At 64.7% G+C, this 22856-nt stretch carries 18 protein-coding genes and 1 pseudogene; 9 read left to right on the top strand and 10 right to left on the bottom strand.

Going from position 1 to position 22856, the window contains the following annotated elements; translation table 11 throughout:
• Positions 1-53: 53 nt before the first annotated feature.
• The 4 genes from AB0J66_RS20500 to AB0J66_RS20485 all read right to left on the bottom strand — a co-directional run bounded on the left by AB0J66_RS20500 (position 54) and on the right by AB0J66_RS20485 (position 4182).
• Positions 54-1523 (bottom strand): hypothetical protein, encoded by a 1470-nt coding sequence (locus tag AB0J66_RS20500; protein WP_364662718.1) that lies wholly within the window; start codon positions 1521-1523, stop codon positions 54-56.
• Positions 1520-2530 carry a hypothetical protein gene (locus AB0J66_RS20495; RefSeq protein WP_364662716.1) on the bottom strand — a complete coding sequence of 337 codons (1011 nt, stop codon included), beginning with the start codon at positions 2528-2530 and terminating at the stop codon, positions 1520-1522. Before AB0J66_RS20495 ends, AB0J66_RS20500 begins: the two co-directional genes overlap by 4 nt.
• Positions 2531-3004: 474 nt before the next feature.
• Positions 3005-3400 (bottom strand): hypothetical protein, encoded by a 396-nt coding sequence (locus tag AB0J66_RS20490; RefSeq protein WP_364662714.1) that lies wholly within the window; start codon positions 3398-3400, stop codon positions 3005-3007.
• 527 nt (positions 3401-3927) lie between these two features.
• On the bottom strand, positions 3928-4182 hold the full coding sequence (locus AB0J66_RS20485) for a helix-turn-helix transcriptional regulator (RefSeq protein ID WP_364662711.1): 255 nt from the start codon (positions 4180-4182) through the stop codon (positions 3928-3930).
• A gap of 575 nt (positions 4183-4757) precedes the next feature.
• On the opposite strand from AB0J66_RS20485, the gene AB0J66_RS20480 reads away from it, so the two are divergent.
• On the top strand, positions 4758-5144 hold the full coding sequence (locus tag AB0J66_RS20480; RefSeq protein WP_364662708.1) for a hypothetical protein: 387 nt from the start codon (positions 4758-4760) through the stop codon (positions 5142-5144).
• A gap of 71 nt (positions 5145-5215) precedes the next feature.
• Positions 5216-5692 carry a hypothetical protein gene (locus tag AB0J66_RS20475; RefSeq protein WP_364662706.1) on the top strand — a complete coding sequence of 159 codons (477 nt, stop codon included), beginning with the start codon at positions 5216-5218 and terminating at the stop codon, positions 5690-5692.
• Positions 5693-6111: 419 nt separating this feature from the next.
• Here the strand turns inward: AB0J66_RS20475 and AB0J66_RS20470 are convergent, their stop codons facing one another.
• Entirely contained in the window at positions 6112-6489 is a 378-nt protein-coding gene (locus AB0J66_RS20470; protein WP_364662704.1) for a hypothetical protein, read from the bottom strand.
• A gap of 1166 nt (positions 6490-7655) precedes the next feature.
• Here AB0J66_RS20470 and AB0J66_RS20465 point away from each other — a divergent pair.
• The gene (locus AB0J66_RS20465; protein WP_364662701.1) at positions 7656-10031 is read left to right on the top strand and encodes a bifunctional DNA primase/polymerase; all 2376 of its coding nucleotides are present in this window, start codon (positions 7656-7658) and stop codon (positions 10029-10031) included.
• A gap of 804 nt (positions 10032-10835) precedes the next feature.
• On the opposite strand, the gene AB0J66_RS20460 is transcribed toward AB0J66_RS20465, so the two are convergent.
• On the bottom strand, positions 10836-11657 hold the full coding sequence (locus tag AB0J66_RS20460) for a helix-turn-helix domain-containing protein (protein ID WP_364662698.1): 822 nt from the start codon (positions 11655-11657) through the stop codon (positions 10836-10838).
• Positions 11658-11810: 153 nt separating this feature from the next.
• Between AB0J66_RS20460 and AB0J66_RS20455 the strand changes: the two genes are divergently transcribed.
• The gene (locus tag AB0J66_RS20455) at positions 11811-12938 is read left to right on the top strand and encodes a DUF2637 domain-containing protein (RefSeq protein ID WP_364662695.1); all 1128 of its coding nucleotides are present in this window, start codon (positions 11811-11813) and stop codon (positions 12936-12938) included.
• Between the two features lie 305 nt (positions 12939-13243).
• Here AB0J66_RS20455 and AB0J66_RS20450 read toward each other — a convergent pair whose 3' ends face one another.
• The gene (locus tag AB0J66_RS20450; protein WP_364662693.1) at positions 13244-13756 is read right to left on the bottom strand and encodes a hypothetical protein; all 513 of its coding nucleotides are present in this window, start codon (positions 13754-13756) and stop codon (positions 13244-13246) included.
• Between the two features lie 926 nt (positions 13757-14682).
• Here AB0J66_RS20450 and AB0J66_RS20445 point away from each other — a divergent pair.
• The 3 genes and pseudogenes from AB0J66_RS20445 (at position 14683) to AB0J66_RS20435 (ending at position 16510) form a co-directional block, all read left to right on the top strand.
• A complete protein-coding gene (locus tag AB0J66_RS20445) occupies positions 14683-14820 on the top strand; it encodes a hypothetical protein (RefSeq protein WP_364662690.1) in 138 nt (45 codons plus the stop codon).
• A 117-nt stretch (positions 14821-14937) separates the two neighbouring features.
• Positions 14938-15635, top strand: a pseudogene (locus AB0J66_RS20440) (transposase); the annotation flags it as partial.
• Positions 15636-16225: 590 nt separating this feature from the next.
• Positions 16226-16510, top strand: coding sequence for a hypothetical protein (locus tag AB0J66_RS20435; RefSeq protein WP_364662688.1), 285 nt, complete (start codon positions 16226-16228; stop codon positions 16508-16510).
• A gap of 30 nt (positions 16511-16540) precedes the next feature.
• Here AB0J66_RS20435 and AB0J66_RS20430 read toward each other — a convergent pair whose 3' ends face one another.
• The 3 genes from AB0J66_RS20430 to AB0J66_RS20420 all read right to left on the bottom strand — a co-directional run bounded on the left by AB0J66_RS20430 (position 16541) and on the right by AB0J66_RS20420 (position 20757).
• Entirely contained in the window at positions 16541-17320 is a 780-nt protein-coding gene (locus AB0J66_RS20430) for a hypothetical protein (RefSeq protein WP_364662685.1), read from the bottom strand.
• On the bottom strand, positions 17317-18069 hold the full coding sequence (locus AB0J66_RS20425; RefSeq protein WP_364662682.1) for an ATP-binding cassette domain-containing protein: 753 nt from the start codon (positions 18067-18069) through the stop codon (positions 17317-17319). Before AB0J66_RS20425 ends, AB0J66_RS20430 begins: the two co-directional genes overlap by 4 nt.
• A gap of 2484 nt (positions 18070-20553) precedes the next feature.
• Positions 20554-20757, bottom strand: a complete 204-nt coding sequence (locus AB0J66_RS20420; protein ID WP_364662995.1) for a DNA-binding protein — start codon at positions 20755-20757, stop codon at positions 20554-20556.
• A 90-nt stretch (positions 20758-20847) separates the two neighbouring features.
• Between AB0J66_RS20420 and AB0J66_RS20415 the strand changes: the two genes are divergently transcribed.
• Positions 20848-21681, top strand: a complete 834-nt coding sequence (locus tag AB0J66_RS20415; RefSeq protein WP_364662679.1) for a DUF6308 family protein — start codon at positions 20848-20850, stop codon at positions 21679-21681.
• Positions 21682-21775: 94 nt separating this feature from the next.
• Positions 21776-22756, top strand: coding sequence for a hypothetical protein (locus tag AB0J66_RS20410; RefSeq protein WP_364662676.1), 981 nt, complete (start codon positions 21776-21778; stop codon positions 22754-22756).
• The last annotated feature ends 100 nt before the right edge of the window (positions 22757-22856 follow it).

Raw genomic sequence — 22856 nt, 5'->3', positions numbered from 1 at the left:
GCGCACGGCCCGGACGTCGGCGGCGAGGCGGGTGAATGCCCGACGAGATGGGGTCATGGGCTGGTCGGGGTGTCGGGGATGAAGGGCCATGGGGTGGCGATGACGGGCCGGATCGCGTTGGACGGTCGAGGGTCGAGCCGGGTGAAGGTGACGGTGGTGCCGACGGCAGGTGTGCGCCGGCCGTGGTCGTGGCCGGAGAGTAAGGCGATCAGGACGGTGTGCGGCTCGTCGTAGGGCAGGTCGGTGTCGCGGCGGGCGGCGGGTGTGACGTGCCGGGTTTCGCCGCTGACCGGTCGGCCGGACACCACCCACCACACTTGCGCGTGGTCGTGGCCGTCACCGCTGGCCGGTCGGAGGCGGCATCGGATCGTCAGCAGCGGCACCTTCGTGCGCCGGGAACCTTCCGGTTTGATCTCCATGTTCGTGGTGTCGGTGGCGAGGACCTCGCCGGTAAACGCGTCGCCGGCGGATATCGCCTCGGCGAGGATGAGGGGATCGTCGTGGACGGGTTGGGCAGTGAACCGGGCACGTGCGGTTTCCAAGGCGGCGGCGTTCGAGACGGCCTGGCTCGGCCTGTCGCGGACGGTGAACAGCGGCGGTGTCGGGGCATCGCACCGTTTGGCGTGCTGCGCCCAGGCACGCTTGTCGGCAGTCCACCGTTCGGCGGCGGTTGGTGCTTCGGGAAGGGTGCGCAGCAGGTCGAGGGCCTGGAAGCAACCACGGTAGGCGGCCAGCATCGGTGGGAGAACCTCGTCGGCGATGGCTTGCCTGGCCTCCTCCCGGTCGGCCGCGTTGTCAGCCTTGTTGTGCCGGTCGACCCGCAGCATCAGCCCATGGTCACGGGCGGGATCGCGCTGGTCGCCCCACGCTTGCTGTTCCGCTGCGGCGATGTCGGCGAGCCGGCCGTCGCGGGTCGGCTTGGTGGAGGTGAGCCACTCCAGCACGCTGGGAAGGTTGGCATCCTCCATCACGCCTTGTCCGGTCGCCCAGTGAAAGGTCAAGGCGGTGGCAGCGGGGAGGATCAGCGCCTGACCGTCGGTTTCCAGGCGCTGCCCCAGCCATGTCAGGTGCGCGTTGCACCAGTGCGACACCGGGGGGACTCCTTTCACCTTGCGCAGTCCGACTCCGGCGACCCTGATGAGGGCTTCGGCGACGCTCGCGGTGGGGACCACGATCTGCGGTGCGCCCGCCGTCACCGGGTGCTCGACCCCGGAGAGTGGGTTACGGACCATGTCGTACGCGAGGTGACCGGACAAGTAGTCGCACAACCCTTCGGCGAACGCTGCTAGCCCCCGGTAGCGCTGGGTCCGGTCGCGGGGTTCGGCGATCACTACGCTGCCGGTCGGATGGTCCGGGTCCGTCCCGAAAACCAGACACCACGGGGCGAAGGGTTCACCAGCGACGGTGCATAGGCACACCACGAGCGGCGCATCGGTCAGGTGGTAGTGGCGCAGGGAGGCTCGCGGGACGGCGCGGCCGTCGTCGAACGCGATCGCCCGGCGCAGCGCGGCGAGGGTGTTCATGCGGTGTCCTGGACGGCGGCGCGAGCCGCCTGGTCGGCGAGCGCGGCGTAGAGCACTGCCTGCTCGTCGTCGGTGAGCCCGTCCGGTGGTGCGGCTGAGGCGTTGCGGGCGAGCCTAGCCGCCGCGTGCAGGTCGGCCATCCCGGCAAGGTGGTCGCGGACCCCGGTTCCGAGAAGCGCCGGATCGCCCGTGCTGATCGCATCATGATGGCAGAATTCACTCATCTGGCAATGCGACCGGCAACCGGGTACATAATTAGCGGGAAGGCGGCGGATATGCGCCGCGACTGTCGCCGCACGAACCGGCTCGGGCGCATCCGGAGAAAGTGTTTGGACGATCGCGTCGAAATCGAGGGTGAACCCGTCCGGAAGCAGGTCCAGAATGCCGTCGATACGCGCGACCCGGGCCAACTGCCGTGCCAGTGAACCCAGCCTTTTACCGACGTCGAAGACGTGTCCGACCGCGATATTTGTCGCATTCCACGGCGTGATCAGCAACGCCCCGGTGGACACCCGGGCAGGATCGTGACCGAGGTCGGCGAGAAGATCCCGCAGCGCGTGCACGTACACCGCCACCTGCCGAGCTGCGGCACCGGCGGTCGCCGGGTCAGCCACCCCGTCTATCGTCGGGCGGCTCTTGACCTCCACGCACACGAGCCGACCGTCCTCGTCGGCGACCAGCGCCAACGCGTCCGGTTCCAGGAAGACCGGCGACCGAGATCCGGGCATCGTCATGGTCAGCACCGGATGCACCACCACCGACGACGGGACAGCAACGCGCAGCAGCGCATCCACCTCGCGCCGGGTGTCCGCGGCCCGCAGCCTCAACAACTCCAGCGGCGTACTCTCGGCCGTCGCACTGGCTACCGGTGCGCCGATATCCAGCACCCGAAGCGGGTGCGCCGAGACACCGAAATGCTCTCCAACAAGTTTTCCGAGCACGCGGGCGTCGTCGGCCAGCACCGTTCGCTCGAACTGGCGGCCTCGCACGAGGGCGAGCGGTGACATCCCATACCTCGCCGGTCTGCCCGCGGCAGCCGCCAGCTTTACCGGGTCCACCCCGCAGATGTCGATGAGGGCTCGACGCTGACACGCCGGATTGTCGGCCAGCGCAGCGATTCGACGCGCGTTCAAGCGAATTGGTACCTGCCTACCGACAATGGCCCCCAAACGCTGTTCTCGAACTTTCCGTACATTTTTCCGGCGCATGCGATCCTCCCCCTCTTGGCGCGCACGGCAATATCCTCCTCGGCGATGCAGGTGGTGATCGCGTTGGACGGTAATCCATGATCAACGGAACCTCAAGAACGCGGTTTGGACGGTTTACGCACCGGAACAAAACACCGTCATGCCACCGCGGACCTCAATGCGCCGCGCACCTGTGAGGCCATTTGGACGGTTCAACACGTCGCCCTCGACCGCTTGCCCGGCGATCACCTCACCGATAACGTCATCGCCGTGAGTTACGAACACCTGTTCGATTCAGAGGGCGACGGGCCTCGCTCCCTGGATGCGGGCGACCGATGACACAGCGACGCACGCGCGCGTACCTGGAAGTACATCGCCGAAGCGTTGCCGGGCCGGCTCGACGATCTGGCCCGTAGCATCGAAGAGCACGCCTACCTGACCGGCATTGATCATCTCGGCCAGATTGCCACGCGAACCCAGGCGATGGAGGCGCGAGAAGACCGAATCACCGCGCAACGCGCCGCCGCCGGCCCCGAGCGGACACGACAAGTTGAGCGGTAGGCACACCGGGTCTTCCGCCGCTCCCAGCAGTTCCATGTGCAACAGCCGCGGCGCGCCAGCCCAGCCGATTTCGCCCGGGCATTGTGCACGGCAGTCCGGCGTGCCGAGGATCATCAGAATGATGGCCATCTTTGGCCCTTTCGGCCTGGCGATGGATATCGCGAATCAGGGTCGCAGCCTCGATTCCATCCCGCTGCCGACGTCGGCGTACGCCCCACCGGGAGCCTGACATGAGGGATCGCAGCGAAGAGGCCATCAACCGCGACCTTGAGGCGATGGCGAGCCGTCCCGAGATCGCCAGGCAGGTCAAGGAGAGCCTTCGACGGATTAGGGCCGGCGAGGCGGGCCCCGAGATGCCCGAGATGCGAGAGATCTGCTTGAGGGACACATCCGCTTGCGTGACCTCGCCACGACCGAGGTGTACTCCAACGGCCTGCTAGAGGGCCTCAAACGACATCAGAGGTGGGAGTCGGAACTGACGCCGGAGGATCGGCAAAGGTTAGATGACCATGTCCAAGAGCTGCGTAACTACGACGATCCGAGGGCTTAGCCCAGCGCCCCGCGACGTCCAGTCGGTGCCGCTCATATCGGCCACAGCCATCTCGCTGACGGCTCAGACGACCATCACCCAACGGGCGCGGCTGTGGCGACGAAAGTCAGGCGGCCGAGTTGTCGAGATGCGGGCATGCTGCCCGCACGAGATCCGGCAAGGCGACACCAACCCCATGGCTGATCGCATGTAGGACGCCGACGGTGCAGTTGATCCGACCGGCCTCCACCTCAACGAGCATGCGCCGCGATACGCCACTTGCCTCCGCCAGGCCGTCCAGGGTCAGCCCGGCACGCTCTCTCGCCTTCGCCACCGCTCGTCCGAGCGCAGGCAAATCGGCTGGTGGAGGCGGGGTGATCACAAAAGAAACCCAAAAGGGCAGATGGCGCCTTGTCAGTGCAGGATAATGCCCTATATCCTCCCGCGGGCTGGAGTGGCAGGACACTCACGTTCGACGCGCCCAGGTTCCTCGCGGAAAAGGATGTTCAACTTGACTGGTCAGCGCCTTCTCAAAGCCGCATGGCGGGCCCTGCCGGCGGAGGAGCCTGAGGTCGACGGCCGGCTCTGGTGGACCGAGTTGTTCTACGAGGCCGACGAAGCGAGGCGCTGGTACGTAGCGCTTCAGACGCTGATCATCGCGCCGACCGGGCCTCGCTGGACCTGGCAAGGCGTTGCCGTCGACACCGAGGCCCAGGGAAACGAATTGGCGAGGCATCTAGCCTCCTGCATCGAGCCGCGCCACTCGGACTACGAGTCGCCGATCGCCAGGAGCGAGGTGCGGCCGAGCACTCCAACTGCTCCGGCTTACTGGGCTATGGACCCAACGTGGGCGATGTTCGGTCTGCCTGATCGGGCCGCACGCCGGCTCGCTCGCCGGGCCACCGACCTCCTTCGAAATCCCACAAGTCCACGGACGAAGCCGCGTCCCTAGACGCGGTGATCGCCTGGTCAGCCGTGTTCGCCGCCAGCGACGACAGCAGCGCCCCTTGGGATGAAGCGCCTCTTCCTTCACCCCAGGCAGTCAAATCCCGACTCGGGCTCACCGTCGACCTCACGCCGGTGCAAGTTGTCGCCGCGGCAAACCGGCTGGACCAGCTCGTTGCCGACGGCTGGTCCCAGCGCGCCGTTCCCGCGATTAGGGACATCGCCCAGGTAGCGACGCCTACCCGCATTCAAGCGCTGAGCCACTGGCTCGCCGCTGGGTACACCCTCGCCGCCGCGCGGCCCGGGCAGAGCCACAGCGGTGACATCCTCTGGCTGGCCTACGAAACGCCGCAGGCGCGCGTACCTGAATGGCGGGAGGTCCTCGCCGCGCTGGGCTGACCGAAACCGCTGAGCATGTCGCCGCTCTCGCGCCGCTGTGGCACCACAACATCTCCCCGCAGACAGCCCTGGTGTGGCATCGGGTTCTCGGTAACCGCTGCTCCGGCAGCGGGATCTGGCGGGAGGTCGTCGAGCCGCTGATCGGGTATGGCGTCGACCCGGTGGAACTGATCGCATGGCTGGACTACTACAAGATCGACGATGTGACGACGCATGCATCTTCTGCTCTGGAGGCCGCGCGGGAGGGATGGATGTCCGCCGCCGTCCGGGACATCCCATGGACACTGCGGCACGAGTACCGCACGACTTACCGGCAGGTCGGCGTCGATCGTCTCGACGGCGGGATGACACCCCTTGAAGCAGCGCGCTACTGGTTCCCGATCTACCAGCAGAACCCGGCGCGCCACGATCAACTCTTGGAGGCCCTCGTCTGCCGCATCGAGTACCGAGGCGAGGAAGCGGCTGCCCTGCCGCTTCCTACCGACGGCGCGGCGGTCACAGGGCCCCAGCCGGAGCGGCCCAACTTGGATGCCACGGCGGTCGGATAGCCCCAAAACGCGGCGATGCCCCCACCTCCGGAAGCGCATCCTCAACTGGACGGGACTGCCGTTCGCTGCGGTAACCACCTGGCGATCGATGCCTGGCGGATCGCTCCACCTGGATCGGTCAGCCCGGTTCGGGCTACGCCCTCCAGCGCCAGCTGAAATTGGTTGAGACGCCGAGCGACGTCGATGAGGCGTTGAGCGTCGAGCCGGCGGCCCAGCGGTCCAGTTGCTCGGCCGTTGGCCGCCCCGGCCGATTGTTGCTCGGTTTGGGCTTGTAGCGCCGCCTCACTTTCCGAGCTGCCGCGACTCCTCGGCGAACTCAGCCCACCTCTGTATGGCGCGCACGACAAGCCGCAGAGTTCCGTTCGCGCTGTAGCGTCCTGCTAGCAGCGCGAGCGGATATGGGCCGCGACGGAGCGGTTTCAGCAGTTGCCGGTCGGGGCCAGCAGTTTCTGGAGTTCGTCGGCGGGCACCGTGAACAGCGCGGGGGTCCGGCCGTCGGGGCGCTTGAACGCACCCGCGACGAGGTGGGCGTGGAGCGTGTAGCCCTCGGTGGAACGCACGACGGTCATCCCGGTGACCGGGAACTCGTCCTCGTACAGGCAACGCCCCGCGACACCCGGGTAGTGGCCGTGAGCGCCGACGCGAGTCGTGTCGCTCGGGAACAGCAGCGGAGCCTGGATGAAGTTGAGCAGGTGGGCGGCGGCATCCTCATCGAGTGAGAGGCACGCCGTGCCGTGCGGGAGGTGGAGGGAGAGCGTGACGCCGGTCTCGGGGTTCGCCGTAGCGGTGATGCACATCGTGGTGGACCTTTCGCAGTGGGACCTGTCTGAACTGCGGAAGTAATCGGCAGACCGGCGTCCAGGGCGGATCGGGCAGCACCGCGCGATCACGCGTCTTCGGTACCTTTGTTCCAGACCGCCGACCGTTGCGGGCCGGCGAGGTCGCGTTCTCCGCGGCGCTCGCACTCGCGGTAGGGGCCCTGCCTGCCGCCTTGCGCCGGAGGCGGAAGGGAAGTACCTCCCCGTTCCCTTCCTCTCCCTTCCACTTCCTTTTCCCCCGGAGAGTCCTCACGGAGGATGCAGTGAGACCTCCGGGACCGGGGATACGGATGACGTTTACGGCGTACTCATGCCTTTTCGCTCGACGGTTCGGGTTGGTTGCCGTTCGGAAGACAAGCCGCGTGGCTGTACCCCCGACCATGCGCGCCTCACCGGATACCCGGCTCGGTAGAGAGAGATCGGCCGTGCAGACCACAACCGCCGGTCAGACATCGTCCATGCCGCCGTCGCCCCGCACACGCCGGGCCGCCGCCCAGTGGAGCGCCGAGAACCTTTATGACCAGGCCGAGCGACTCGCCATGGCTGCTTCCCCAGCGCGGGACGGCCTCTGCAGAAGAACAGCCAGTCTGGCGGCTTGATATGTAGCCAGGTGGGACATGCCTTTGCATAGCGGCTTCCCCCTTTGGGGGGTGTCCCATCCGGCTACATCTGGCGCTCGCGCTTCGTGAGTCGGACAGCCTCATCCGAGGATGAACGCGGCTGGGCACCCGCGAGATCAAGGTGGCGGCGTACTCCACCGTGGGCGCATGGCCGGATAGTGCCGTGGTCTGGCGGCGGCACAGGCTCGCATGTCCCGCGTTCCACTGGCTGGGCGGCCTGCCGGCGTGGATCTGCGCCATGAGGTAGTGGCGGTCCCGCAGTGCTACCCGTTGGCCCTCGTGCTCGGTTACGAGGCCGCACAGAGGGCGGGGCCGACGGTTGCCCGGTTCGCCAGTCGTAGTGCCGATACCTGCTGCTACCAGGCAGGGCGGGACCCCACGCAGCCGCTGAACGATTCGGATAATCCTGATGTTCGCTCTGTTTCTCTGTCGCAGCGATGCGCTTCTCGCCGGCTCGCAGGCCGGCCCGCCGCCGCGCCACGTGCCGGTGGCCGGTGGTGTCTCGCATGTGACCGGAGTATTCGCGTGACCGGGCCGGTCACTGCCGCCGCGCTGGCTGCTGCCGCTGGCGCGGGCGAGGGCGCTCCGGAGGGTGAGGGAATGCTTCGGGTGGCGCTTGCCTATGCGGCGCTCGGTCTGCCAGTGCTGCCGCTGCATCACATGGTCGGTGATGGGTCGTGCTCGTGCGGTCATCCCGAACACGTGATCGGTGGCTGTGAGGAAGCCGACATCGCCAAGCACCCTCGCACGGCGAACGGGGTCCATGACGCGTCGACCGATCGGACCGTCATCGAGTCGTGGTGGTGGCGGTGGCCGTCGTCCAATCCGGGGATCGCGACCGGTCACGGCATCGATGTGATCGACGTGGACGACGTGAACGGGTGGCAGAACGTCGCGGACGTGGCCGCAGCGGGTCGGATGCCGGCGGTGATCGCGTACGCGTCCACGGGACGCGCCGGCGGGCTGCACGTCGTCGTCGCGTCGACCGGCGGCCGGAACAAGCAGAAGATGTTGCCCGGTGTCGATTACCGGGGTGTTGGCGGCTATGTGGTGGCTGCGCCGGCGGTGCATCGCAGCGGACGCACCTACGCGTGGACGCCGGTGATCCTGCCTGCCGGTGATCCTGCCCTGGGTGCGTCGCTCGGGGCCGACCTGGGCTGGTTGCTGACCTCCCCGGCGACGTCCGGTCGCGGGGCTCCGGGCGCAAGCCGCCAAAGTGCCTGGGTCTCTCACCGGCTGGAAGCCCAGTGCGCGAAGGTTCGGCATGCGTCGGCGACGGAACGCAACACCATGGTGTGGTCGGCGGGTATCGCGATGGGTGCGGTGACCGAAGCGGGATGGATTAAACCGGCCGAGGTCCGCCGAGCGCTGCTGAACGCGTACACCGCTGCTGGGGGCAACAACCCGACGAAAGCGGCCGACACGATCATCCGGGCGCTCGACTGCGGCAAGCACCATCCTCTGCCCGACCTCGGTGAACGCGGTCCGCTTGACCCGGCAGGTGTCATCGCACGAGTCCGGGCGTGGTCGTGGTCGGTGAGGAGGATGTCCGGCGGTCAGCGGGTGGTTCTGGAATGGGTCCTGCAGGAGGCGGAGAAGCGGGGTACGACCACGCTGCGGCTCGCGGTGCGTGACGTGGCGGTGAACGCCGGTGTGTCCCGCGGCTCGGCCGGCAGGGCGCTGCGATGGTTGTGTGATCGGGCCGTCCTGGCGGTGGTGAGCAACGGTTCGAAGCGTAGTGCTACGGCGGGCGTGTACCGGCTCCTCGACGCAGGGCAGGTCACCGCCATCGGGCACGAGGCGGTGCCACCGGCCGCCGGGCCAGCCCCGGCGGGTCTGACCCGGGCGGCGGCGTCAACGATCGGGCATGACCTGTGGTCGAGTCGGCGTGGACTCGGCCGCGGTTTGACGCAAGCCGACCGGCGTCTTCTCGCGGCGCTTCCCGCCGACCCAAACGCCACCCTCACCAACGTCGAATGGGCGGAGGCCGCCGGCGTGCACCGGGCGACCGCTACGAAAGCAACCCGCACCGCCTCGCCCGTCTCACTGGCAAGTCTGGGTCTGGTCAGCAAGATGCCGCCGGGTCGCATCGCCGCCACCGAGCACGGACATCATCTTGGCCAGGTGCTACGCGGCGAGATCACCGATCCAGCAGCGATCGACAGCCTTGCTGCCGACCTTGACGTCGCCGGACGTCGGGAGCAGCGAGCAGCCGCTGTCGCCGCGGAACGGCTACGCCACAGCACCGGACTCCTCCCGGCGGTCATCGCGGATGCGCTGCTCGGCCGCACTGGAAAGCCCCAGGACCTGCGCCTTCTACGAACAGCGTTGCCGCCATCGGCGATTACGGCGCTCGCCAGCCTGCTGATCTGGCTAGACCAAACCCCGCGCTCCCGGCCAGTCCGGCACTCCGTACTCGACGTCGTGAAAGCCGCCGCCATCACCCGGACGCCCATCCCACCCCACTCACACAGCGAAGTCCTCCGATGGGCGGCACCAACAACACCGATCATGGAGCAGCTCGACACGAACCTCCACGAATGGCCCGCACACATTCACGCCATCACCACGCTGATCGTCGGGGTGCGCCGCAGCATCGCCGCGACACAGCAGAACCACCGTGCCCTCCACAGCCACGACGCCGGCTCCACCTTGTCGCCTCTGGCGGACGCTATCGAGACCGTGAGCATGATGCTGATGATCGACCCCCTACCGTCTCCAACAGACATCACCGCCTGGCGGTCGCGTACAGCGCACCCGCGAAAGGCGCGGCTCCCAGGCTGCGACGCGCCCTCACCCGGCTACCGGCCGGTTGGCGAGCAGCGCATTAGGGGCCTCACCTCATCCGCGGCCCCCACCGTTCCCGACAAAGATCTTTGCCGACGCCCTCGTGCCGCCTGACGCGGAACGGGTTACGAGCAAGGGCTCCGTGCGGAACGCGCCCGCCGGCCTGGATGACGCGGACACCGACGCGAAGCGCACGAGAGTTGAGACCCGTCCCGGAGAGACGCTTCATCAGGGGGTAAGCGCTCCAGGTTCGCCAGTGCAATGCCGAGTCGTTCACCATCGGTGAACCACCCCGATGTCGAGGACCCGGTGACCGCCTGACCGGTCCGTCCGATGGCCCGACGCCCGGACCTGCGCTTCAACGGTCCGGGTCCGGGCCGCCCACGGGCGGCCCGACCCCAGCCGCGGGCCGGGCCTGCAGCAGGCGACTCGGAGAGAACCACGGCGACCATGACGCCGACACCGACCGACGGGCTGATCTGCTCGTGCTGCCGGGCCGGCTGATGGTTCCGTACCATCGTGCACTTGGTGACCTTGACGAGCCCCGTGCTGCGCCGGTCTCAGGCCATCAGCGGTTCCAGCGCGGTACCGAACCGCGAGGAGCCCTACGCCTGCCCGATGGCTTGACTGGTCCGACCCGGGCCGAGGTCTCGGCACCCGACCAGCCGCTGAACCATCAGCCAGTCGGGGACGGCGACAACGTTCGACGGGGTTCGCGCCTCGGTGGCCCGGACCAACCGGGCGGTCCCGCACCGGTACCGGCAGGAACCAGCGTGGTACCACGACTGAATGGTCCGGTACCGCCCCGTGGGCCGAGCCGTGGCCCTCGGCCTTGCTTTCCGTACCGGGCCAACCGCCGGCGTTGGACGGAACAGCCCGGCCACCAGACGGTGACCGAGGCTGTGGTGCCGGGAATGATCAAGCAGTCTTGCGGGGTTGCCCGTCGCGGCCGTTCGGGTGCTCGAACAGCGTGCTGTGCAGCGGTACGTACTTGCGGATCAGGAACCAGTCGTCGCCGAAGCGGTCGGCGGGAAACTCGGTCCGCAGGCCCTCATAGATGGCGGCCAGCCGGTCGCGCTGCGTCGTCGACGGGGTGAAATACGTCAGGCTGGCGACTCGGTCGTCGCTCATCATGCTGCGCATGATCCGCTTCAGCCGGACCGTTCCCTTCCCGTGCAACTCCGCCTCGGTGCAGTGGAAACGGTCGCGCGTACCTGCGGTCGGGTCGTCCGGGTCCAAAGGCTCCTTGGTGATCAGGACCAGGTCAGGGCTGTGGGTGCCGCCCTGATCGTCGTGATGGATCATCCATGGGCCAGGCTCAGGGTCTGTACGCCAACCACGCCGGGCGAGGTAGAGGTCACGGCTGATCTGCCTCTCAGTGACCATCTCGATGCCGGGGTTCTTGAGCCGGTAGGTAACGGCCAGGTCGGTGCAGGCCAGATCATGCTCGATGCGCGCGGATGTCGGCGTAACCGCGTGCGCGTACACGCTGCCGAGCCGCTTGTATGCGGCCTCGGTAAGCCAGTGGACACGGTGACAGCGGGTAAAGGGCACCACGTCGCTTTCGACCAGGCCGAGGGCCCGCAGCCGCTTGAACCGGTGCCATACGGCCTGCTGGGACGTTTGCCGCCAGCGGGCGATCTGCGGCGCGGTCGCAAACCGGTGCGCCTCTAAGAACCGCAGTACGGCCAGATCGTCATCGGTCAGGTAGTAGCCGGGATGCGGCTTGGGCTTCGTCACTGGAACTCCTATGGGGCGGTGAGCGGCCGATTTCCCTGATCGCATCGACTCCCCCGAACCCCACCTGTAACGCCCGGGTCATTGAGTGACCTATTGGTCAGGTCAGCCCGTCCGAGCCGGTACGGGGCTGATGTCTTCTTGTAGCAGCGCTCTATGGGCAAAACCTGCCGTCGATTACCCGTTTGCGCAGGTAGAGCGTGCAGTACCCCTCTCAGCGACGACCCCAATGACACGGATCTTAAATTCCTTAGACCTCGGGGTTCAAGGCGCATAACCCCTGGTGCCGATGCATGTAGGGCTGAACCCCGATCGCGTGCTGAGCTTGCCTGGACGGGAGGATGCAGTCCGCAGTCCCACGGCTGTCCCGAGGAGTACCTGGTGTCCCAGAGTCACAGCACCGCAACGCCGCGACGCCGGTCCCTGTCGCGAGCCGATTACCTGTTCGAGGGAATCGCCGTTGTCGGGACCCTCGCTGTTTCTGCCGCTGCTGCCGCAGCATCGTTCCATGGTCTCCGGCAGGTTGCGGAGATGACCGCCGGGCTGAGCCCGGAGTTGTCGTGGACGGTCCCCGTCACGATCGACGGATTGAGTGCGGTCGGCAGCATAGTGACGCTGGTGATGACGCGCATCGGCGGTCGGGTTGTCTACCCGTGGTCGGTAGTGATCGGCACGGCGGTCGTGTCGGCGGCTGCGAACGCTGTGAGTGCACCGGATGGGAATCTGGTTGGGATGGCCGTGTTGGCGTTCCTGCCGCTCGGGTTGGCGCTGGCGCTGCATTTGCTGCTGCTGCTGGTGTCGGCGCGGTTGAATCGTGCGGATGACCGGTTGGCCGGGGTGCCGGTCCCGGTAAGCCCTGCGCCAGTGCTGGTGCCAACCAGCGTTGAGTCTGAGTCCGCCCCGGTTGCGGCCGAGGCCCCGCCGGCTGGTCTGCCGCTCGACCGGCCAACCGCTGAGCAGATCGCCGCTGCCGCAGCCGCCGCGGACGCTGAGCCGGTCACCGAGCCGGAGTTGGAGTCCCTGCCAGACCCGGCTCTGGAGCGGCACCTAGAAGTTCCCGCCAACGCGCCGCGTACCCCGGGTGGTGACCTCGACCTGGCCGCCCTGGCACACGCCGCGATCGAGGAACTCGCCTCCACCGGTCGGATCGTCGGTGAAGAGGAGTGGGAGGTCGTCCTGGCGCACCAGCCGCTGCTGCGGCAGTATGCCCGGCCTCGGCGGCAAATCAGTGGTCGCATAACAACCTGGCGTAAGGCGCAGGGCCTGGACCGGAAGGCCGCCTGACCCCGTATGTAAAGAGTTAAGGCAGTCCCGCCGATGCATCAGGTGGGACTGCCTCTATCGTAGCGGCGGATGGTCACACCGGATTTTGCAGACGCTGCGCCGGCACCGCGAGGGCCTTGGACAAGCGCTCGCCTGAATGGGTGCCGACGGAGTTCAGGTCCCGACTCCCCAGGTCATGCCCCTATCGGGAACTGACAGAGACGCCGCCGGCCTTCATCTACGACGACCTTCCACCGGTCCTCGACGACCGAGCCGACGCGTAAGTGACCATCCGTACTCGCTGCGCAAGGGTGTCGGCAGGCTGGCTACCTCACCGCAGGGAACGCCAGCAGCGCCGCCCGGATGAACTCGGCGTCCTCGTCCGCGTCTTCGCCGATCTCCATGAGCGCCTCATGCGCGCCCAGCCGGTTGTCGTCCGCGAACGTCCAGTTATTCTCAGAGTCGCCCGCCATCCAGAACAGGACAGCCGCGTTGTACTTCACCATCGCCAATCCAGCAAACGTCAGCGGCTTGGGGTGCGGGTTGCCGTCCTGAATCATGTCGATCAGTTTCGACTCCGCCTCCCGGAGGGCCGTCAACGCCGCCTCAAGATCGCCGGTGTAGAAGTGGGCCGCCGCCAGGTTGTTCGCGGCACGCGCGATGCCGTACTGCTCCTGCCAGTCGTCCTTTTTGCGGTGGAAATTCAGCACGGTCTCCAAGGACTCAGCGTTAGGAAACGGCCCCAGCTTCGACTTGGCGTACGGCGGCTGGCCTTCGCCAGGCAGTAGGAACTCGCGGCGGCCTTTGTTGTTTTCGATGATGGGAGCAGGGCCAGTCATGGCTCAAGCCTATGGGGATGCGCGCCCTCGAAGTCACCGGCGGGCCGCAGCAGACCAGTCGAGATGCTCGCGCTCACAACCTGATCGCCTCATCGGCCGCGCTTGCACGCCTGATCAAGGTGGTCCGCGGCTACAGACTCATCGTCACGCTGATCGCCGACGTACTCGATGTCCGCCCGGCCGCGATGGTGTGGGCTCGGACTATTCACGGCAGTCACAGAGTACGGCGGGGCGTCGCCGCGACCGGTACGGCGCTGTACGGGAGCCGGCTTTCCACAGATGTGGACTGCCAAGCCGCGACTGCGCGCAGCCGCATCGCCACCCACCGCCTGCGGCCGCAGCCAGCGCGAGGTCGGTTAACACGGCGCGTTCTTAGGCTGGATTCCCAGCATTCTGACTCCCGACCTCTGTGAAGGGCCGGGCAACCAGTCCTCGCCTAGCCGAACACGTCACCCGCTTCAAACTCTCGGTGGCTGTGCCTAGACGCGCAACAGACGAGCCGAACCGTGCTCGGACCCGCGATACGGCGTTACGACGCGAACGGTGATCTGGGGTGCCCTTTCTCCGCTAGTGAATTGCCGTACGACGCGCTCCGTAACCAGTGCTGCTGTCCTCCAGCGTGCCTTGGTCCGGTTCGTCGCGCACCCTGCCGATGACTTCTGCAGTACAGACAGGTCCGATCGGCGGAAGGAACACGATGCACATCAGCATCATGACTCACGCCAACGGCGCAACGATCCACCACGACCTCGACGCCGGCACCCGCACACGTCGAACTCGACGCTACCGCGGCGCACGCACTTCGCGAGTTCATCGCCAACGCCGCCATCCTCTCCGGCGGCATCAAGATCAGCGCTCGCGGCTGGTACCCCATCACTGCGGGCTGCGGCCACCGTCAGATGAAGAAGGTCTTCAGCTTGACGATCATGCGACACCCACAGAGCTACACGTTCGCCGTCGACCTCGACAAGGACTTCTTCGCACGCCCCGGTGGTCCCCTGCTGCTAGGGACCGTCTCGGCCAAGTCCGCTGCGAAGTGGGCGAAGGCCGCGTTCAGCGAGTGAGATCACTGCGGGGCTCGGCGCTGCCGCCGAGCCCCCTGTTCGATACCCCAATTTCCCCAATAGGGCGTCGCGGGACTGTAGGCAAAACGGTGTAACTCCTGATCAAGGAGACACCCGATGACCGTAACGACAGACGCCGTTGATACTTCGACGGTGGCCAAGAAGAAGGACCCGGCGATCACGCCGGAAGGTGTGGACGCCGAGCTTGTGGGCCGGCTGGTCGAGCAGGCCCGCGCAGCGGGCCTGCAACTGACCGGCGACGGCGGTCTGCTGCAGCAGCTGACCAAACGCGAGATCGAAGCCGCCCTAGACGGGGAGATCACCGACCACCTCGGCTATGACAAACACGACCCAGCCGGCAAGGACGGCGGCAACTCGCGCAACGGCACCCGCGCCAAAACGGTGCTGACCGATGTCGGCCCGGTCGAGATCACCGTCCCGCGCGACCGTGACGGCTCGTTCGAGCCGCAGATCGTCCGTAAGCGGCAGCGGCGGCTGACCGATGTCGAGGACATGGTCCTGTCGTTTGTCGGCCAAGGGCCTAACGACTGGGGAGATCAGTGCTCACCTGGCCGAGGTGTATGGCGCCGACGATGGGACGCGATCGCGAAAGCGCTCAAGCCGATCTACACCGCACCCACGCCAGCCGCCGCCGAGCAACGCTTCCTGAATTCGGCGAGGTCTGGGGCGAGAAGTATCCGGCGATCGTCAGGCTCTGGAGCAACGCCTGGGCCGAGTTCGTGCCATTCCTGGCCTTCGACACCGAGATCCGCAAGGTCGTCTGCTCCACCAACGCCATCGAGTCGGTCAACAGCCCATCGAGGGACTGCTCACCCAGCGTCGATACCCGCGCTGCAAACAGAACATCAGCGTCTTGGGCGCTGCCTCGCACAAGCTCCACCGTGCCGTCCTGACGAACAACGGATTCAACCACGCCAGCTGCCTCGTCGTCCGCCATGCCCACAACGGCGTGAGCCTCTTGAGGTGGATGGTCAGTAGCCGACTTCAACGGGATGCGCTGCGAAGTCCTTGGACAAGCGCTCGCACGGCCGAGCCGTTTCTGACGATTGCGTTAAAGTAGTACTGATCACTTTTTCCGTGGCGGATATACATCGGCTAGTCGTAATCTTCGATTGGCTTCATACGCCTGGCGCCTATCGTTGAGAATGCTACAATTGAAATGACGCAAATGGCGACAACAAAGAGGTTCGACGCTTTTGTGGGATAACCCAGAATAAGATCCCACCATGTCTCGCCATGTGCTAGGTAGTAGCAAGCGATCGCATATAGCATTGGCATCGTTGCCACATACCTAAGAGGTAGGACAATCGCCGTGATAGAAGAAATTGAGACTGCGATCATACCGGGCCTTAGCGCTGGCCAACTGAACCACCATGAGTTAAGGATGACTGAGACTGCACTCGCACACAGGGCAGTCACAGCAATGATTGAAATCATAAGCGATGCGCGTATCATCCACAGCCGCCTTGTGGAAACGATTTCGAGAGACTCTGATCTTGGCACCACAACCAAAGCGTTGGATATGGCGCAGGCAACGCATATGGCCAGAACGGAGGGTCCGATATTGGAAACGGCAGCATATCGAGACACGCTGGGTGTTTTGCTTGCGAGCATGATTGCGAATGTAAGGCCGACTGCTAAAACCGTAGCCGCTAATCTAATTCTGTGAACCTTGACGATGAAGTGCACAGCGGGGTACCTACACCGCGTCATTGGTTGAGGCGTCTGGGCCATTCACAATAAGCAGCACAATACCGATAATCAGTAATGCGGCCGTCATGGCACCATACGAAACAGGGACTCGCCGGGGCAAACTATTTCTCAGAGTTGAAATTCCTAAAAGGACCATTGTTAGTCCGCAGAACCAAACAAATTCACCGGCCGACCAAAGTTGAGACAGATTACCGTTAAGACTATCCCCAAAACCGGTTCCCAGCCACTGGGCCCACGAGTCATCACCAAAGATCGCGAATACGCCGCTGAATGCGTAGCTGGCAACGAAGGCTAGTGGTACAGCCAGAACGGGCCGCACAAGTCCGCCAACAGTCTGCCCTAGAGCTACACTCACCGCAAGCGAAGCCACGCCGATGACGCAGACAGTGAGCCACGAAAAGAATTTTTCAGCTAGCCCGGAGTGAACAGCACTTATCACTGAGAAGAGAAGCCAGCTTAACGCAACTGGAATCAATACAGTGGCAAACTGTACACCACTCCGCTGAAGTGGAGAGCGTGAGGCAGAAATTGAATAGTCAGTACCAGACCGATGGCTATGTCGTGCAGCAATTAACGCCGCAAGGGCACTAGCCACAGCACCAGCCACGATAATTGTATCTAATTGTCGACCGGCCAACTGCAAAAGATTTTGGGGCGGGTTGGCTAGGCGCAGGAGCAAGTCGGCTAAATCGTAGCTCATAAACATTGTTAAAAGCACGACAATGGTGGCCGAGTATATGCGGTCCAGGTAAAATCGGATGCTCACCGCTGCTTTACTTCCGTAAGGAGGGAGTACCCCTCAAGAATTGTTTCCGGTCCGGAACCGTTAAGTGTTGCGTAGGAGGCAAGGTCGTTCACCGAACCGCTAAAGACGGATCTGCCGCCCAGCATCACAATTACATTGTTGCACACCGAAGCGACATCCTCCAAAAGATGAGTGCTGAGCAACACTGAGGACCGCCTCCCTAACTCCACAATAAGTTCCTGGAAATTATTTCGCTGTTCGGGGTCCAAGCCGGCCGTAGGCTCGTCCAATATTATAAAATCTGGTTCGTGTACGAGAGCCATAGCAATGTTCATACGCTTTATCATCCCGCCGGAGAGGCTTCGAGTCCGTGACTTAGCCCGGCGCTCTAGGCCCACCAGCTTGAGGGTTTCGTGGGCGCGACTCATAGCTGATGTTTTGGACAGACCCTTAAGCCACCCGGCATAAGCCACTTGTTCGACAACGCTGAGATGCCCAAGGACAAGAGAGTGCTGGGCTCCGTACCCTATCCGCCGACGAACTTCTTTGTATTGTACTTTTTGTGCTAGCTCATAACCGAAAAAATTGAGAGTCCCTGAAGTTGGGCGAAGGGCTGTAGCTAGCACTCTGGCCAATGTGGTCTTACCAGCGCCGTTCGGCCCCAGGAGAGCCGTCACTCCGTCGCTCAACTCCAAATTCATATCATGAATGACGGTGTGCTGGCGAATCTTCACTGCCAGATTAGTCCCTCGGACTACTATTCCATTCATGACTGCTCCTTCGCAGACGACGGCAGCGATCAAACTGGGAGTTGGGCAATAAGGCACATATTACATGATCTGGCGTCTTCTCGCCCAGCGGGCAGGAAGACGCCAGAATCAATCGAATTACACGTAGTTCGGCTAACAGTTCATTTCAGCTCGGCTGCTTCCTGTCGCGGCCTCGTTATTGATCTGAGCCTCGGTGTAGATGTCGTCGTCGTCCTGGCACGTTGACGTGGTCACCTCGATTTCGTAGTCACCCGTGAAAGTCACGGACTCGGTGTCATGAACGACATCTGGGAGGGCGTTTCGGTCTTCTTTGATTCGACCGTACAGCGTGGCCGCAGGAACGCTCCGGGTGCACGTTACCTGCGCCCTTCCGCGGATCGTGCTGCCCGAAAATGTGGGCGTGAGTGCTCGGCGTTCACAGTTGGCGTATGCCATCGCGGGCGCTGCGCTCGCGAATACACCACCTGCAATTGCTATTGCGGCTACGGTAGCGAGATTTAACAACTGTCGGTTCAAATTTCCTCCCGTGTAACTTTCGGATGCCGTTGCGAAGTGGCGGTCACCAATCGAAATGGTCAATACCAGTTAGTACTTGACGAGTTCGACAAGGCCGGAGTCAGATCAATCAAGGATGTGATCGTCACCTAGCAGTTCATTTCCGAACGGCTGCTCCCCGTCGCGGCCTCATTATTGATCTGAGCCTCGGTGTAGATGTCATCGTCGTCCTGACACGTCGTCGTTTGAACCGTGTGTGACTGACTTCTGTCAAAAATTATCGACTCCGTGTCGTGAACAACATCCGGCAGGGCGTTCCGGTCTTCCTTGATCCGACCGTAGAGGTAGGCATCGGGGACTGTGCCGTTGCAACTAACTCTTACTGTCCCGCTGATTTTGCTACCTTCAAATGTGGGCGCGCTTGCTGAGCGCTCGCAGTTCGGATAGGCCATCGCCGGAGCTGCACTCGCGAATACCCCACCTCCGATTGCGAGCGCTGCTACTGCGGTAAGATTTAGCACTTGGCGACTCAAAAGATCTCCCGTGGTGTCGTCGATTGGCGGAAGCTACGGCAAATCCAACAGCTCTTTTCAACGATGGCCATCGATTTAGAACACTACTCATGTCCAAAGTAGCTTGTCAATGTTGCGTCCGCTTACGCAGTGCAACCTCAGTCGTTGGGCAGTAACGAGCATTGGCTGCCAACTACAGCAAAAACCGCGCTCTCAACCGCTCATCATTGCTGCTCATCGCTACTCCGATGCGGCACTCATGACCGATGAGGTAGGCCCTGGTCGGGTTGTCTCGCCTTCGAGTGCCTGACGGCGACAGGTACTCGTTGTTATCGAATTGTCGGGAATTGGACACTGAGCCCTTTCAATTCGATCTTGCAGGTCAGTCCGGGTCGGCAGGGGTCGGCTCGATGAGAGCGAGGTTCCAGGTGGGACGGCAAATCTGGGGCCGGCGGGGGTCGAGCGCTCGGTTGCGGTCAGTTCCAGACTCGGCAGGGCCGCCCCCTCGACGTCGTGCTGCGCGCTCTTGCTGCGCTGATCAACCATCACCCCGTGGCCGCCGGCCCAGTCGGACGCGGCCAGCCGCTCTCCGGGCGGTCCGGCAGATCGCCGGCCGGTTCGCCAGGTCGGCCGGAAGCCTGGTTAGGTGCACGACCGGCGGCTGTCGGTGGGCGAAGCGGTTCAAATCGGTCACGCGGTCCAACGCTAGGATGGCGGAAGGGCTGTTCTTCCTCATGGCCTTATCCCCACGGTCCGGCTCCGCGCGAGTTGGACGGTCCGCTCAAGAACCCGGCTCTTGCGCAGCGCCGTCCGCCAGGCGCGCGTCAGCGGTAGAGCAGCGCCGGTCCGAGATGGCGGGGAATGTGCTGCACCGGCTCCACCTATCGGTGTACAGGCATCTCCGCCGAACGCCGAACCAACACCCGTGATGGCCCATGAGCTAGAGGAACATGTCTGGAAAGGAGCCCAGGGTGCCGCGCAAGAAGACCCCTATCGGGTCTATCCCCGACTCACACGAGGTCCGGAAGACCAAGGCCACCACCAACGCCTGCTGTCCCGGGCCATCAAAGTCGCTACTGGCTTTGATAACCACGGCCCTGATCACGTGGTGAGCGATCAGCGCCGCGTTCATTAGTGGCTCAGCGCTCAGCTAACTATTGCCCCAACAATCACAAGCAGGCAGATGGGACGACGTTCGTGCAGCAGATGGCCCGGCACCGGTACGCCTTGATCGCGTCGGGGCTGCGGATCGGACTGACCATGGAACGCGTCGCGGCCGAGGCTGGCATGAGCCCACCGGCGGTTACGCGGTCATGATCCGCCATCAAGAGGTGTTCGATCTAGACCCTCGGTGCCAGGAGTTCGCCAAGCAGCGCCGCGTTAATATTGCCAGCCGTGCCGCCGACCGCAAGAGGGCAGCCTAGGCGGCCGAGGTCGTCGATCCACATCCGTAGACAGAATCTGCCGGCTCGTATCTCTACGCGTCTGGATCAAGCGGTTCGTCCCGATGCGCTTCCATCCATACTTCGACGTCCCCTGTCAGCCAGACCTTGCCTTGCGCGAGGTCTGCTGCCGGTTGCGGGAAGTCCTGCCGGCTGGTGATCTGGTACGCGCGTTGGCGACTCACGCCGCCGAGGCGGACTCGGATTTCATGTGCGCCCATGAGTCGGATCGACTTCATCATGACCGTGACTATAGTGCAGCGACTAGGCCTAGTCGCGTAAACTTTCGCCGGTCGACTCGTCTCCGGTGGGCAAGTACGGTGATCGCCGTGAATGCGGCGGTCCCGGAGATGGTCATAGATCCGGCTTCGGTCGGGTTCGACGGTGAGGTCCTGGCTCCGGTGCCGATCCCGGATGCAGCTCGACGGGTCGTGGCGTTCTGCACGGAGCCACGCAGTGGATGGGTCACCTATCACCTCGCCGCCCGCGCCAGCCGCACCTCCGGGCTGTTCGACCAGGTCACCACATGGTCGTTGCTGTTCGCCAACGCGCTCAACGGCCGCGTGGAGATCCGGGACGTAGCCGGCTTCACGCGCGCCCGGCGGCGCGACTTCGCGGCCCGGGTCGCTGCCGTTCCGGAGAAAACCGACCTGCATGCAATGGATGACGAAGCCGTAGCCAAGGTGGTCAACCTGTTTCGATTTGGGTATCACGGCGTGTGGGGACCGAAGGTCACCAAGGGGGCTGCTCTGTATCGGCCGCACGCTGTCCCGGTGCTGGACGGGCATGTTGCCCAGGCGTTCGGGTTCAACCGTGAGGGCTTCTCTGCCGCGGCGCAGCAGTATGGGCTGGACCGCCGCGAGCGGATCGACAAGGTCGTACGGGCCTTGGCGATCTGGGCCCTCGTCCATCGCGCCGAGATCGCGGCTTTGCGAGACGCCGTGACGCCGACTGTTCCAGAGATCGGGGATCTTCCCGACCTGCAACTCCTCGACATCGTCTTGTGGACCTCGCAGGACGACAGGCCCGAACACCGGAGGCCCGGCCACGGAACCCGATGGATCGATCGTCCGGTCGGCCCGCACGTTCGCTTCGAGGATCTACACCCGGAGCCGATCACCGCCGAGGACTTGGTTCCGGCCGGGGAGCAGACGCAGCGCTGACCTCCGCCTCCGCAAACCGTCCAGACGAGGATGCGAACGCACCGGCAGGTCGGGCACGATGAGCCGGCTACTTCTCACGAATGAGGGACCGCCCGTGCCTGCCGACCTCGCCACCGAGTTCCTCACCCGCCTCAGCCAGTTCTGCGCCGACCAGACCGTCGATCTGGAAGCACTGATGGAAACGGTCCTCGCCGACCGCGCTCCGCAGCGGTCTCCGGCAGATCTCGATCATCGCGCGCTGCTCGCGTCGCCGCGGTCAGCAGACCGACAGCAGTTGTGGCACCAGGTCGGCCTGGCCCAAATGCATCTGGCCGTGAATACCATCGACCACGTCCGAGCGTTAAGCACGGTGCTCTCCGCCCCGCGGGCCCGGGTACCGGTCTACGCGCACGCCGGACTGGCCCGCGCCGCCATCGAATCCGCCGCCCTACTGCTGCACCTGCTCGCCGACGGTGAAACGTTCGACGCTCGCCTGGCCCGCGGGGTGGCCCTGCTGATCATGGACGCAGGAGAGGCCGCCAAGGCGGCCCGGCGGGTACCGGGCAACCCGTACATGCCTTCACCCGGCCCGAAGGCCACTGCCGACCGAGACGAGTTGCTTGCGCTGGTCGACCGGGCCCGGATCGTGCAAGTGCGAAACCGCAACAACACCGCGACCAAGAGCATCACGGTTGGAGACAGCCCCGAACAGACGGCCGCGGTCAAGGCCAGCGACCTAGCCGCGAAGCACTTCGCAGACCAGCCCGCGATCTATAACCTATTGTCCGGAATCGTGCACGGCCTGCCGTGGCGTCTCGCCGACAGCGCGACGCTCCGCGGGCGAGAGATGCTGTGGGAACCTGACCCGATGGACATCGCCGGGTCCGTACTCGCTGCGGTCGCTGCGGCAAGCCGGGTAGGGGGTGGCTTCGCTGCCTACCGTGGGTTCCCTGACGATCGGCGTGTTGTAGCGCTCGCTGGTCGGGTCAACCAGGTCGACCGGGCCATGCAGACCTTCGGCCGCAAGTGGGGTGTCCTGGACGGACGCCAGCCGACGATCGCGCGGTTCCTCCAACCCGGTCCGACCAGGCAATAGATCCGGCGACCGGTCCACGCGCACAGATCCGCTACTGACGACCAGAGCCAAACCTGCCGATGACTTCCGCAGCGTAGACACGTCCGAACTGCGGAAGGCA

It is taken from the genome of Actinoplanes sp. NPDC049598 (genome assembly GCF_040675435.1).
GTDB lineage: Bacteria > Actinomycetota > Actinomycetes > Mycobacteriales > Micromonosporaceae > Actinoplanes.
Note: the sequence above shows the minus strand (reverse complement) of the source record. Positions and strands in the feature narration are given on the sequence as shown.

Bases quoted from the DNA above. Each gene is read 5' to 3' on its own strand.
- AB0J66_RS20500 (WP_364662718.1), bottom strand. From the start codon at position 1,523: ATGAACACCCTCGCCGCGCTGCGCCGGGCGATCGCGTTCGACGACGGC.
- AB0J66_RS20495 (WP_364662716.1), bottom strand. From the start codon at position 2,530: ATGTCACCGCTCGCCCTCGTGCGAGGCCGCCAGTTCGAGCGAACGGTG.
- AB0J66_RS20490 (WP_364662714.1), bottom strand. From the start codon at position 3,400: ATGGCCATCATTCTGATGATCCTCGGCACGCCGGACTGCCGTGCACAA.
- AB0J66_RS20470 (WP_364662704.1), bottom strand. From the start codon at position 6,489: ATGTGCATCACCGCTACGGCGAACCCCGAGACCGGCGTCACGCTCTCC.
- AB0J66_RS20455 (WP_364662695.1), top strand. From the start codon at position 11,811: ATGGGCAAAACCTGCCGTCGATTACCCGTTTGCGCAGGTAGAGCGTGC.
- AB0J66_RS20450 (WP_364662693.1), bottom strand. From the start codon at position 13,756: ATGACTGGCCCTGCTCCCATCATCGAAAACAACAAAGGCCGCCGCGAG.
- AB0J66_RS20445 (WP_364662690.1), top strand. From the start codon at position 14,683: ATGCGACACCCACAGAGCTACACGTTCGCCGTCGACCTCGACAAGGAC.
- AB0J66_RS20435 (WP_364662688.1), top strand. From the start codon at position 16,226: ATGACTGAGACTGCACTCGCACACAGGGCAGTCACAGCAATGATTGAA.
- AB0J66_RS20425 (WP_364662682.1), bottom strand. From the start codon at position 18,069: ATGAATGGAATAGTAGTCCGAGGGACTAATCTGGCAGTGAAGATTCGC.
- AB0J66_RS20420 (WP_364662995.1), bottom strand. From the start codon at position 20,757: ATGAAGTCGATCCGACTCATGGGCGCACATGAAATCCGAGTCCGCCTC.